Origin of the sequence: Streptomyces sp. NPDC050617, assembly GCF_040654795.1 — a bacterium.
Classification (GTDB): domain Bacteria; phylum Actinomycetota; class Actinomycetes; order Streptomycetales; family Streptomycetaceae; genus Streptomyces.
Genome location: NZ_JBFAIS010000009.1, coordinates 225903 through 238205, shown reverse-complemented (window position 1 = coordinate 238205; position 12303 = coordinate 225903). Strand labels below are relative to the sequence as shown.

Genomic DNA, 12303 nt, shown 5'->3' with positions numbered 1-12303 from the left:
GGACATGTGACCTGCGTCAAAGAATCGGGCAGGGCCACCCTTGCGATGGCGGCGCAGTATCGCAGCCGGATCGCCGAATTGGGTGGTTTTGCGCGAGCGCGTTGCAGAAGGGATGCCGACCGATGTTGGTCATCGGGTCGTTCGATGCGGGATAATGGCCTTGAAGCAATGTGTTCGATGCCGGTGACACCTGGGTTGTCGGCTGCGATGAGCTGGTTTCAGGAAGGGGAACGAGCATGGCGGCCATGAAGCCGCGGACGGGCGACGGCCCGCTCGAGGTGACCAAGGAGGGGCGGGGCATCGTCATGCGCGTTCCGCTCGAAGGCGGCGGTCGGCTTGTCGTCGAGCTGACACCGGACGAGGCGGACGCCCTCGGGGATGCCCTGAAGAAGGTCGTCGGCTGACACATTTGGCCCGCGTTTTTCTGCGCTGCCCTGCCGTTCCGGTGCGAACCGAGCGGCGGGGCAGTGGCATTTCCGCCGCCTTACGGCAGACGCTTCCCGAGTGCCCTTTGCTGGATTGTCCGAATTCCCACGGCTGGGCCGATGACGGGGCCGACGGCCGATTCAGGGGCGTTTGACCGCGCACAGCAGGCCGTCGCCCACCGGCAGCAGCGACGGCAGCAGGGCCGTCGACTCGCGTACGGCCCGCAGCAGTTCCCGCAGCCGCTGTACCTCGGCGGGCTGGGCGGCGGAGTCCACGGTGCGGCCGTCGGCGAACACGCCCTCGAAGCAGACCAGCCCGCCGGGTCTCAGCAGCCGCAACGATTCGGCGAGGTAGTCGAGGCACTCCAGCCGGTCACCGTCGCAGAACACCAGGTCGTAGCCGCCGTCCGCGAGGCGGGGCAGGACCTCCAGGGCGCGGCCGGGGATGAACCGGGCCCGGTTGCCCGCGAACCCCGCGGCCCGGAACGCCTCGCGGGCGAACTGCTGCCGCTCCGGCTCGCTGTCCACGGTCGTCAGCACGCCGTCCGGGCGCATGCCGTGCAGCAGGTGGATGCCGGACACCCCGGTGCCGGTGCCGATTTCGGCGACGGCCTTGGCGTCCACCGTGGCGGCGAGCAGGCGCAGCGCGGCGCCGGTGCCGGACGACACCGAGTGGAGACCTGCCTCACGGGCCCGGTCACGGGCCCAGCGCAACACCTCGTCCTCGGCGACGAACGCATCCGCGAATGCCCAGCTCGTCTGCCGGTTGCCGGTAATGGCCCTCTCCTCTGTCCCCGTAGTCCACGCAACCGTGACTGTATCCGCTGCCCACGGGAACCCGCAGATGGGACCGGGCGTTGGTAAGGGGTGGGGGAAGCCGATGAACCTGGGCCAAATGCAGGTCAAAAATGCTTATCCGGAGCTAACGGGCGAGGTGGATATGGTAGGGGCTCTACTGGACACCGCCAGAGCCGATAGGGGAGGTGCGGCTTCGGCCGGCGACCGCAGGGGAGTGCTGAGGCGCTTCCGGAGGTCTTCCGGCGAGCCGAAATCCGTGACCAACACCGCTGACCGTTCCCGCACCGCAAACTCCGCAGCCACCGCGACTTTCGCCACCGATGCGGATGCGCCGGCGTGGACCCCTCCCACGTGGGAGGAGATCGTCAGCACGCACAGCGCACGGGTCTATCGCCTCGCATATCGGCTCACGGGCAACCAGCACGACGCCGAGGACCTCACGCAGGAGGTCTTCGTCCGCGTCTTCCGCTCGCTGTCCACCTACACCCCGGGGACGTTCGAGGGGTGGCTGCACCGCATCACCACCAACCTGTTCCTCGACATGGTCCGCCGCCGGCAGCGCATCCGCTTCGACGCGCTCGGTGACGACGCGGCGGAGCGGCTCCCCAGTCGCGAGCCCTCGCCGCAGCAGCACTTCAACGACACCCACTTCGACGCCGACGTCCAGCAGGCGCTGGACACGCTCGCGCCGGAGTTCCGCGCGGCCGTCGTGCTGTGCGACATCGAAGGGCTGTCCTACGAGGAGATCGCCGCCACCCTCGGCGTGAAGCTCGGCACCGTGCGCAGCCGCATCCACCGCGGCCGCTCGCACCTGCGCAAGGCCCTTCAGCACCGCTCGCCCGCCGCTCGGGCCGAGCAGCGTGCCGTCGCGACCGTGGCTCCGCTGAGTGGGGAGGTAGAAATCGCGTGACCGGATCAGGCGGTCAGTCCCCCGCCGAGCAACATCTCGGCGACCGCCTCGCGGCCCTGGTCGACGGGGAGTTGGGGCACGATTCTCGGGAGCGGGTGCTCGCGCACCTGGCTACGTGCGGAAAGTGCAAAGCGGAGGCCGACGCGCAGCGTCGGCTCAAAAGCGTGTTCGCCGAGACGGCGGCGCCGCCGCCCTCGGCGGGGTTCCTCGCGCGGCTCCAGAGCCTGCCCGGCGGGGGACCCGGAGACGACAGGGGCGGGCCGCCGTTCGGCGGCCCGGGAAGAGACGGCGACCTCGGCGCGGTCGGCGAGACGCTGACGCTGCTGCCGGGGATCGCCCCGCAGCCTCGTGAGCGCGGCTTCCGCATCCACGAGGTGGAGCGGCCGGGACCGCGCGGCCGGCGCTTCGCCTTCGCCGCCGCCGGCGCGGTCTCGCTCGCCGCGTTCGCGCTCGGCGGCGCGCTGCCGCTGGACGCGGCCATGGACACCCCGAGCGCCCGGTCGGACGCGCCGGGGACGCCGTCGTTCGGGACGCTCAACGCCGACGGCACGCGGCGCGAGATCGGGCTCGCGGCGGCCTCGCGGGACCGGCCCTCCATGTTCAGCGCGCCGGGGGAGCGGTACGCGTCGTCGTTCCCGACGACGACGGCGCACGCGCAGCCGCCGATGGGCCCGTTCGCGGCGCCCCCGCGCTCCGGGAGCACGGTTTCGCCGCTCGTACGGCCGGCCACGGCGGCCGAGCCGCCGGTGTCGGGCCCGTCCGACGTCCCCGCCCCCGTCCAGGCCCCGGCCGCCCCGCCGCCGTCCGACGCCGCCAGTCGGCTGCTCACCGCCGACGCCGCCTCCGCACTGACCCCGCACCGCTGACGGCCCCCTGCGCGAACCCGCGCCGACCTGGTTGAATCTCCAGGTGGGCCATGCGACAGGCGGTCCATGCGACCGACCGACAGGCCCGCGCCGGGTCGCAGGTGAACTGTGGGGAGAACATGGACGACGCGAAGGCCCCCGGGCCCCAGCCGAAGTGGTGGAGCCGTCCGCAGCAGGCCATGGGCGCCCCGGAGGCGCCGGGCGACGAGGCGTCCGCGGCCGCGCCGCCTGCCGTCACGGCAGACGCCGCTCCGCCTGCCGGCACGGCCGCTGTCGGCGAGCCGTCCTCGGACCGGTCGCGGCCAGAGTCGGTGGCTCCGGCAACCGATTCCCCGGCGGGCGGGCAGCCCGCCACGGCCCGGCCCTCCGAGACGACCGCGCCTGCGGCCGACGAGGACCGGGCCTCCGCCCGGCAGCCCGAGCCGGGACAGCCCGGAGCCGGGCCGTCCTCGCCCGTGCCGGGAGCCCCGCACGCCGCGGTGGCCGGGCAGGCGCCTGCCGGCCGGCCCGAGAACGACCGTCCCACCGTCGCCCTCCCGGCCGCGGGGCAGGCCGTCCCCGACAAGCCCCTGCACGACCCCGATCCCTACGGGACGCCCCCGTACGGCGGCCCCGGGCCTTGGGCGCCCGCGCCGCCCGTGCAGCGGCCGACGGCGGCTCCCGTCGACGGCCCGTACGGGCAGTCCGGCTCGTACGGGCAGCACAGCCCCCACGTCAGCGGGTACGGCGGTGCGTACGTACCGCCGTCGCCGCCGGCGCAGTGGCAGGGGTACGACCCCTGGGGCGAGCCGCGTCCCGAGCGGCCGGAGGGCAAGCCGTGGGGGCGGGGCCGGCTGGCCGCGGCGGTCGTCGTGGTGGCGCTGGTGGCCGGCGGGATCGGCGGCGGCATCGGGGCGTATCTGGAGCGGAACGGCAACGTCACCGATGTGAGCCTGCCGCAGGCGTCGGCCGAGCGGGCCGCCCGGGCCCCCGGCTCGACGGCGAGCATCGCCTCGGCCGTGCTGCCCGGCGTCGTGACGATCCACGTGCGCGGCGCCAGCGAGCAGGGCACCGGCACCGGCTTCGTGCTGGACAAGCGGGGGCACATCCTCACCAACAACCACGTCGTGGAACCGGCCGGCGACGACGGCGAGATATCGGTGACGTTCAGCGGCGGCCAGACGGCGAAGGCGACCGTCGTCGGCCGGGACAGCGGCTACGACCTGGCGGTCATCAAGGTCTCCGGAGTCACCGGCCTCAAGCCCCTGGCCCTGGGCAACTCCGACTCGGCGCAGGTCGGCGACCCGGTGGTCGCCGTCGGCGCGCCGTACGAGCTGGCCGGCACGGTGACGTCGGGGATCATCAGCGCCAAGGAGCGGCCGATAACGGCCGGCGGCGAGAAGCAGGACGGCAGCGACACCAGCTATGTCGACGCCCTGCAGACCGACGCCCCGATCAACCCCGGCAACTCCGGCGGCCCCCTGGTGGACGCGAAGGCGCGCGTCATCGGGATCAACAGCGCCATCCGCTCCGTGGGCAACGGCTCCGGACTCGACGGCGGCCAGGGCGGCTCCATCGGCCTGGGCTTCGCGATACCGATCAACCAGGCCCGCCGGGTGGCCGAGGAGCTGATCAACACGGGCCGGGCCGCCCACCCCGTGATCGGCGTCACCATCGACATGGCCTACTCCGGCACGGGCGCGCGGGTGAATTCCAAGGGCGTCAAGGGCCCCGCCGTCACCCCGGACGGCCCCGGCGACAAGGCGGGCCTCAAGCCGGGAGACGTCATCACCCAGCTGGACGGCGCGCCGGTGCGCAGCGGCCAGGAGCTGATCGTCAAGATCCGCAGTCACCGTCCCGGGGACGCGCTGACCCTCACCGTCGAGCACGACGGCGCTGCCCGCACCGTCCGGCTGACCCTCGGCACCGCCAGTGGCAGCTGATTTCGGAGCCCCGGCGGGCCGCCCGTGCGGCCCGCTCGGCCCGAGCTTTGGCCTGATGTTGGTCCGGGTGTCTCCCGAACGGCGCACGCAGGCAGGTACCGTGATAGGCGGCCTGGCCCGTCGGCCACAGACGTATCAAGGAGCTGCAAGGTGTTCTTCGACATAGGACCCCTAGAGCTGGTCGCGCTCGTCATCCTTGCGGTGCTCATTTTCGGCCCGGACAAGCTGCCGAAGATGATCCAGGACGTCTCGCGGACCATTCGGAAGATCAGGGAGTTCTCGGACAGCGCGAAGGAAGACATCCGCTCCGAGCTGGGGCCGGAGTTCAAGGACTTCGAGTTCGAGGACCTCAATCCGAAGACGTTCGTGCGCAAGCACGTCCTGGACAAGGACGAGCTGGGCCTCAAGGAGATCCGTAACGGCTTCGACCTGCGCAAGGAGATGGCCGAGGTCACGGACGCCGTGCACGGCCGCGAGGAGGACGCGCCGCCGCCCGCCGCCCCCTCCGCCTCGCCGTCGGCCCCCGCCGGCGGCCCCGACCTGCTGAAGAAGCGGGAGAAGCCGGCCCCGGACGAGCGCCCGCCCTTCGACCCCGACGCCACCTGATACCCCGTATGGCCTACGGGACGGGCCAGTATGGCTATCCTCCCTTTGTCCGGGACGACGTCGTTCGAGGAGGCGGCTCGTCCGCGACAACGGGGTAATGAGGAGGCGCCGCGCAGATGGAGACGACGAGTCGGGTAGAGGCGCAGGGAGCCGGTACGGCCGAGGCGCTCGACGGTGAGGTCGCGCCGGCGGCGCGGGAAGCACCGGGAGGAGCGTCCCGAGCCCGGCGGTCCGTCGGCGGGTATCTGCTGGCCTCGTTCCCCTGGTACGGCCTGGACGACGCGTATACCGGGCCCCGCTGGCTGATGCAGGTCGGCACCGCCGCGGACGACACGGTCGAGCACGGTTCCGTCGGCCACGGCGAGGAGCCCTCGCTGCGCCTGGACCAGAGCCCGGACCGGCAGAGATTCGCGGTCGTGGTGACCATCGCGGACCGCCCGGTGCGGCGCAGCGCGGACGGTACGGGCGTGCTGGAGGCCACCTCGGTCTCCTCCGCGGCCTGGCTCGCCGGTTCCGGGCTGCTGGCGTGCACCTGGCCCGCGAAGATGGAGCGCGGGCTGCGCCAGGACTGGCTGGACCAGCAGACGGCGATCGCCTGGGAGCTGGCCGACGCCCTGGAGGGCCCGGACTGGTCGCTGCTGTCGCTGTCCGTGGACGGCGCGCCCACCGACTTCCGCTACCGCGAGTCCGAGTACGGCTGGGTGCTGGCCGGATCGACCGGCGACGGGGTCCACGTGGGCGCGTACGGGCGCGGCATGAGCGCGTACGGGCTCGGCTTCTCGGTGATCAAGGACATCGCCTCGTACGAGCACTGAGCGCGTACGGGAGCCGTCGGCGGTCCGCCGCCGGGGAGCACACGGCAACGGTAAGGGGCGGCATCCATGGGGTGCCGCCCCTTACCGTCGTCCGCTCAGAACTTGTTGCGCGGGGTGATCCCCAGCGACATGCCGGACAGCCCCCGCTGCCGGCCGCCGAGCTTGCCCGCGATCGTCCGCAGCGCGCTGCCCGCCGGGGACTCGGGGTCGGTCAGGACCACCGGCTTGCCCTCGTCGCCGCCCTCGCGCAGCCGCACGTCGATCGGGATCGAGCCCAGCACCGGCACCTGCGTGCCCGTCGTCTTCGTCAGCCCCTCGGCGACCCGCTGGCCGCCGCCCGTGCCGAAGACGTCCACCATCTCGTCGCAGTGCGGGCAGGGCAGCCCGGACATGTTCTCGACCACGCCGACGATCTTCTGGTGGGTCTGCACGGCGATCGAACCGGCCCGCTCGGCGACCTCGGCGGCGGCCTGCTGCGGCGTCGTCACGACCAAAATCTCGGCGTTCGGCACCAGCTGCGCGACGGAGATCGCGATGTCGCCGGTGCCCGGCGGCAGGTCGAGCAGGAGCACGTCCAGGTCGCCCCAGAAGACGTCCGCGAGGAACTGCTGGAGCGCCCGGTGCAGCATCGGCCCGCGCCACACCACGGGGGCGTTGCCGGGGGTGAACATGCCGATCGAGATGACCTTCACGCCGTTCGCCGACGGCGGCATGATCATGTTCTCGACCTGGGTGGGGCGGCCCTCCGCGCCCAGCATGCGCGGCACCGAGTGCCCGTAGATGTCCGCGTCCACGACGCCGACCTTGAGCCCGTCGGCCGCCATCGCCGCCGCCAGGTTGACCGTCACCGAGGACTTGCCGACGCCGCCCTTGCCGGAGGCCACCGCGTAGACGCGGGTGAGCGAGCCGGGCTGGGCGAACGGCACCTCGCGCTCGGCGGTGCCGCCGCGCAGCGCGGACGCCAGCTCCTTGCGCTGCTCGTCGCTCATCACGTCCAGCTCGACGGCGACGTCGCGCACGCCCTCGACGGAGGCGACGGCCTCCCGCACGTTCGAGGTGATCGTCTCGCGCATGGGACAGCCCGAGACCGTCAGATAGACCGCGACCGCGACCGAGCCGTCCGCCGCGATCTCCACCGATTTGACCATCCCCAGCTCGGTGATGGGGCGGTGGATCTCGGGGTCGTTCACCGTCGCGAGCGCGGCGCGTACGGCGTCCTCGCTCGGCGCGGAGCCTTGGGGCGTGTCGGTAGCCATACCGACGATGGTACGGCGGTACGGGCGCGCGGTGGAGCACGGGCGGGCGTCGGTGGGCGGGGTCACAGCGGGGCCGCGGGAGCCGCCGCGGCGGCCGTCGCGACGGCCTCGGCAGCGCCGCCGCCGGTCAGCGTTCCGGGTCCGGTTCCCGCGGCCTGCGCTCCTCGATCTCCTTGAGCAGATCCTGGAGTTCGGAGCGCATCCAGTCGCGCGTCGCGACCTCGCCGAGCCCCATCCGCAGCGCGGCCACCTCGCGCGTCAGATACTCCGTGTCCGCGATGGAGCGCTCGTTCTGTTTGCGGTCCTGCTCCAGATTGACCCGGTCCCGGTCGTCCTGCCGGTTCTGCGCCAGCAGGATCAGCGGGGCCGCGTACGACGCCTGCAGCGACAGCATCAGCGTCAGGAAGATGAACGGGTAGCGGTCGAACCGCAGGTGGGGAGGGGCCGAGGTGTTCCACACCACCCACAGGATGATGACGACCGTCATCCAGACGATGAAGCGGCCGGTGCCGAGGAAGCGCGCGATCTTCTCCGAGAACCGGCCGAACGCCTCCGGGTCGTAGGCCGGCAGCAGACTCCGCCGCCGGTCCCTGGGCTGGTCCAGGCGGTTACCGCTCACCGTCGGCCCCCTCCGGCTCGAACTCCGCGCCCGGCGGGCCGTGCAGGTCCCGCTCCCGCCAGTCGTCGGGCAGCAGATGGTCCAGGACGTCGTCGACGGTCACCGCGCCCAGCAGCGAGCCGCTCTCGTCGACGACAGGGGCGGAGACCATGTTGTACGTCGCCAGATAGCTGGTGACGGCGGTCAGCGGGGTGTCCGGCGGCAGCGGCAGCAGATCGCTGTCCACGATCGAGCTGACGAGCGTGAACGGCGGATCGCGCAGCAGCCGCTGGAAGTGCAGGGTGCCCAGGTACTTGCCGGTCGGCGTCTCGTCGGGCGGCCGGCAGACGTACACCTGGGCGGCGAGCGCGGGGGACAGGTCGGGGTTGCGCACCCGGGCCAGGGCGTCGGCGACGGTGGCGTCGGGCTGGAGCACGATCGGCTCGGTGGTCATCAGGCCGCCCGCGGTCCGCTCCTCGTACGACAGCAGCCGCCGCACGTCCGCCGCGTCGCCCGGCTGCATCAGCGTCAGCAGCCGCTCCTTCTCCTCCTCCGGCAGCTCGGAGAGGAGGTCGGCGGCGTCGTCGGGGTCCATAGCCTCCAGCACGTCGGCCGCGCGCTCCTCCTTGAGCTTGCCGAGGATCTCCACCTGGTCGTCCTCGGGCAGCTCCTCCAGCACGTCCGCGAGCCGGTCGTCGTCCAGCGCCGCGGCCACCTCCGAGCGCCGCTTGGCGGAGAGGTGGTGCAGGGCGTTCGCGAGGTCGGCCGGGCGCAGCTGCTCGAAGGCGGCGAGCAGGTTCTCCGCGCCCTGCCCGTGCTCCTCCAGGGAGAAACCGGTGACGGCCGACCACTCGACGGTCAGCGCCTCCGCCCGGCGGCGCAGCGCGCCGCCCTTGCCCTTGCGCACGAAGACCTTGTCGATCTCCCAGTCCCGGCGGGCCGGCAGCTGGACCATGGCCACGTCCAGGACGGTGACCTCCTCCTTGGCCTCCCCGCTCTCCACCAGCCGCACCCTGCGGTCGAGCAGCTCGCCGAGGACGAGGGTCTCGGAGGCGCGCTGCTCGAAGCGCCGCATATTGACCACGCCGGTGGTGATGACCTGCCCGGACTCGACGCCCGTCACCCGGCTCATGGGAAGGAAGATCCGGCGCCGGCTGACCACCTCCACCACGAGCCCCAGCACGCGCGGCGGCCGCCCGCCGACGCGCAGGATGACGACGACATCGCGGACCCGTCCCACCTGGTCGCCGTTGGGGTCGAAGACGGCGACTCCCGAGAGGTGCGAGATGAACACCCTGGGGGCGCCAGACGCCATGTCGTGTTCCTCCTCGTATCCGGTTGTATCTGGCTCAATGTCAGTTTCAGGCTAGCGTGACCTGGTGCGTACCGCCGTGGGACGGCGGCCGTACGGTTCCTGACGACTGCCCATGGACGGCACGGGTACGCTCCGTACTGCATCGGCATCAGGAGGCAAGAGCAGACGTGCGAACCCGGAACGCGGCTCTCGTGGGGGCCATGTGCGCGAGCCTGGCGGCAGCGCTCGCGGGGTGCGCCGAGGACCCCGACGCGGGGACGAACGGCGTGGGCAAGCTGGAGGCGCCGGCCATCGCGGCCAAGGCGCGCACGGCGGCGGAGGGCGCGAGCGCGGTGCACCTCACCGGCAATCTGGTCAGCCGGGGCCATACGTACAAGCTCGACATGCGGCTCAAGAAGAACGGCGGCTCGGGCAAGGTCGCCAGCGAGGCCAGCACGTTCCAACTGCTGCGCGTCGGCGGGGATCTGTACCTGAAGGCCGATGCCGCCTTCTGGTCGCACCAGAAGGGGCAGCAGGACCAGAAGGGCGGCGGTTCCGCCGCCGACAAGCTGGACGCCAAGTATGTGAAGGTCCCGTCCGGCGACCCCTCGTACAAGGAGCTCAGCGGCTTCACCGACAAGGCCGTCCTGCTGGACGGCGTCCTGGGCCTGCACGGCAAGCTCTCCCGCGGCGACCACGGCTCCATCGCCGGCACCCGCACGATCCGCGTCAGCGGCGACGGCGGCAGCGGCGGCACGCTCGACGTCTCGCTCAAGGGCACGCCGTATCCGCTGCGCCTGCAACGGGCCGGAGGGGCGGGAGTGGTCCAGCTGGCCGACTGGGACAAGGACTTCGCCCTGGCGGCCCCGTCCAAGGACCAGATGGTCGACTACGGCCACAAGATTCCACGAGGAGACTAGGCGCGTCCGCCGAACGGCTCGCGCAGCTTCCCGAGTCTCTTACGGGCGCGAATCCCGTCCGGAGCAGCTCCCCGGCTACGGGCAGCGAGCCGGCTATCGGCGGCGCGCCTTACGGGCCTTGCGGGCGCCCCGCGCCAAGAGCTTCGGCAACCCGGCCGGCACGGGCCGGCGCGTCGTAGCGCCAGTAGGCACGGGAGCGGCCGCCAGCGACCCCTCCGGGAGCTCCGCCGTCTCCCCGGACGGTTCCAGCCGCAGGACGCGGCACTCGCGGGCCCAGCGCTCCTCGATGCGGTCGGCGTCCGGCGCGTTCAGGCGCTTGCCCTTGAGGTCCGCTACGGCCGCGGTCCAGGCATCGCCGCCGGGGGCCAGCTCGCTGACGCGGGCCGTCCACTCGACGAGCCGCCCGCCCTTGTCCTTGCTGCGGACGGTCACGCTCGCCGTGGCCCCGTCGGCGAGGCCGAGGCCCGTGAGCGGCTGCTCGCCCGGCCCGTCGCCGACGAGGTGCAGCGCGCCCTCGTGCCATACGTGCCACAGCGCCCTGGCGGCGGTCCCGGCCTCGGCGCCCCGCACCCAGACCAGGCCGGACTTCTTGGTGGCCTCTTCGATCAGCGCCCGCGTCTGCGTCATACGCGCCAGCTTATGCGGGGGCGCCGACAGCGGGTCCGTCAGAGCCAGCCGTTGCGCTTGAAGCCGCGGTGGATCGTGAAGCAGATCACGACGGTCACGATCATGACGGCCGGGTAGGCGTACTTCCACTTCAGCTCCGGCATGTGCTCGAAGTTCATGCCGTAGACCCCGGCGATCATGGTCGGGACCGCGAAGATCGCCGCCCAGGAGGTGATCTTGCGCATGTCCTCGTTCTGCGCCACGGACGCCTGCGCCAGATTGGCCTGGAGGATCGAGTTGAGCAGGTCGTCGAAGGAGACCACCTGCTCGTGCACGCGCGCGAGGTGGTCGGCGACGTCGCGGAAGTACTTCTGGATGTCCGGGTCGACCAGCCGCATCGGCCGCTCGCTGAGCACCTGCATGGGCCGTATCAGCGGGGTGACCGCCCGCTTGAACTCCAGCACCTCGCGCTTGAGCTGGTAGATCCGGCTCGCGTCGCCGCCCCGCGAACTGCCCTTGGCGGGGGCCGAGAACACATCGATCTCGACCTCGTCGATGTCGTCCTGCACGGCGTCGGCGACCGCGATATAGCCGTCGACGACCTGGTCGGCGATGGCGTGCAGAACCGCCGACGGGCCCTTGGCGAGCAGCTCCGGGTCGTCCTGCAGCCGGTGCCGCAGCGCGCGCAGCGAGCCCTGGCCGCCGTGCCGCACGGTGATGATGAAGTCCCGGCCGGTGAAGCACATCACCTCGCCGGTCTCCACGACCTCGCTGGTGGCGGTGAGCTCGGTGTGCTCGACGTAGTGGATGGTCTTGAAGACGGTGAACAGCGTGTCGTCGTACCGCTCCAGCTTGGGGCGCTGGTGGGCGTGGACGGCGTCCTCGACGGCGAGCGGGTGCAGCCCGAATTCCTGGGCGATGCCGGAGAACTCCCGCTCGGTGGGCTCGTGCAGCCCGATCCAGGCGAAGCCGCCGCCGTTCTCGGTGCGCACCCGCCGCATGGCCTCGGCGGGGCTGACGGGCTCGCTGACGCGGCGGCCGTCGCGGTACACGGCGCAGTCGATGACGGCGCTGTTGGCGGACGGGTCGCGGGTGGTGTCGTAGTCGTACGCGGCGTGGCCGCGCCGCAGGGCGGGGCGGACGGCTGCGCGCAGGTCGCGAATCATCGACAAGGCTGACTCCTTCACGGGCCGGCCGGCAGCGACGGGCGCGGAGCGCAACGCGGCCCGGAACGTGGACGTGCGGCCTGGAATCGAGGCCACGTCCGCGAAGCGGGCGGCGTTCCGT

The 12303-nt window shown here is 72.3% G+C and carries 12 protein-coding genes and 1 pseudogene; 7 read left to right on the top strand and 6 right to left on the bottom strand.

Annotated elements, in window-relative coordinates:
• Window positions 1-236 precede the first annotated feature (236 nt).
• Window positions 237-404 (top strand): DUF3117 domain-containing protein, encoded by a 168-nt coding sequence (locus AB0I49_RS15310; protein ID WP_003966491.1) that lies wholly within the window; start codon window positions 237-239, stop codon window positions 402-404.
• A 162-nt stretch (window positions 405-566) separates the two neighbouring features.
• On the opposite strand, the pseudogene AB0I49_RS15305 reads toward AB0I49_RS15310, so the two are convergent.
• Window positions 567-1234, bottom strand: a pseudogene (locus AB0I49_RS15305) (O-methyltransferase).
• A 131-nt stretch (window positions 1235-1365) separates the two neighbouring features.
• Here AB0I49_RS15305 and sigE point away from each other — a divergent pair.
• The 5 genes from sigE (at window position 1366) to AB0I49_RS15280 (ending at window position 6342) form a co-directional block, all read left to right on the top strand.
• Complete coding sequence (sigE, locus tag AB0I49_RS15300; RefSeq protein WP_363227477.1) at window positions 1366-2133, top strand: RNA polymerase sigma factor SigE; 768 nt, start codon at window positions 1366-1368, stop codon at window positions 2131-2133.
• Complete coding sequence (locus AB0I49_RS15295) at window positions 2130-2999, top strand: zf-HC2 domain-containing protein (protein WP_363227414.1); 870 nt, start codon at window positions 2130-2132, stop codon at window positions 2997-2999. Before sigE ends, AB0I49_RS15295 begins: the two co-directional genes overlap by 4 nt.
• A gap of 119 nt (window positions 3000-3118) precedes the next feature.
• Complete coding sequence (locus AB0I49_RS15290; RefSeq protein WP_363227413.1) at window positions 3119-4921, top strand: trypsin-like peptidase domain-containing protein; 1803 nt, start codon at window positions 3119-3121, stop codon at window positions 4919-4921.
• 150 nt (window positions 4922-5071) lie between these two features.
• Window positions 5072-5527 carry a sec-independent translocase gene (locus AB0I49_RS15285; protein WP_363227412.1) on the top strand — a complete coding sequence of 152 codons (456 nt, stop codon included), beginning with the start codon at window positions 5072-5074 and terminating at the stop codon, window positions 5525-5527.
• Between the two features lie 116 nt (window positions 5528-5643).
• The gene (locus tag AB0I49_RS15280; RefSeq protein ID WP_363227411.1) at window positions 5644-6342 is read left to right on the top strand and encodes a hypothetical protein; all 699 of its coding nucleotides are present in this window, start codon (window positions 5644-5646) and stop codon (window positions 6340-6342) included.
• A 95-nt stretch (window positions 6343-6437) separates the two neighbouring features.
• Here the strand turns inward: AB0I49_RS15280 and AB0I49_RS15275 are convergent, their stop codons facing one another.
• The 3 genes from AB0I49_RS15275 to AB0I49_RS15265 all read right to left on the bottom strand — a co-directional run bounded on the left by AB0I49_RS15275 (window position 6438) and on the right by AB0I49_RS15265 (window position 9511).
• Window positions 6438-7598 carry an Mrp/NBP35 family ATP-binding protein gene (locus tag AB0I49_RS15275; protein ID WP_363227410.1) on the bottom strand — a complete coding sequence of 387 codons (1161 nt, stop codon included), beginning with the start codon at window positions 7596-7598 and terminating at the stop codon, window positions 6438-6440.
• 127 nt (window positions 7599-7725) lie between these two features.
• Window positions 7726-8217, bottom strand: a complete 492-nt coding sequence (locus AB0I49_RS15270; protein WP_363227409.1) for a DUF1003 domain-containing protein — start codon at window positions 8215-8217, stop codon at window positions 7726-7728.
• Window positions 8207-9511, bottom strand: coding sequence for a CBS domain-containing protein (locus tag AB0I49_RS15265; RefSeq protein WP_363227408.1), 1305 nt, complete (start codon window positions 9509-9511; stop codon window positions 8207-8209). Before AB0I49_RS15265 ends, AB0I49_RS15270 begins: the two co-directional genes overlap by 11 nt.
• Before the next feature lie 167 nt (window positions 9512-9678).
• Here AB0I49_RS15265 and AB0I49_RS15260 point away from each other — a divergent pair, with 167 nt between their 5' ends.
• Complete coding sequence (locus tag AB0I49_RS15260; protein ID WP_363227407.1) at window positions 9679-10410, top strand: hypothetical protein; 732 nt, start codon at window positions 9679-9681, stop codon at window positions 10408-10410.
• A 93-nt stretch (window positions 10411-10503) separates the two neighbouring features.
• Here AB0I49_RS15260 and AB0I49_RS15255 read toward each other — a convergent pair whose 3' ends face one another.
• Together AB0I49_RS15255 and AB0I49_RS15250 are read right to left on the bottom strand one after the other, a co-directional pair.
• The gene (locus AB0I49_RS15255) at window positions 10504-11037 is read right to left on the bottom strand and encodes a hypothetical protein (protein ID WP_363227406.1); all 534 of its coding nucleotides are present in this window, start codon (window positions 11035-11037) and stop codon (window positions 10504-10506) included.
• Window positions 11038-11075: 38 nt separating this feature from the next.
• Window positions 11076-12188, bottom strand: a complete 1113-nt coding sequence (locus AB0I49_RS15250; protein WP_363227405.1) for a magnesium and cobalt transport protein CorA — start codon at window positions 12186-12188, stop codon at window positions 11076-11078.
• Between the last annotated feature and the right edge of the window lie 115 nt (window positions 12189-12303).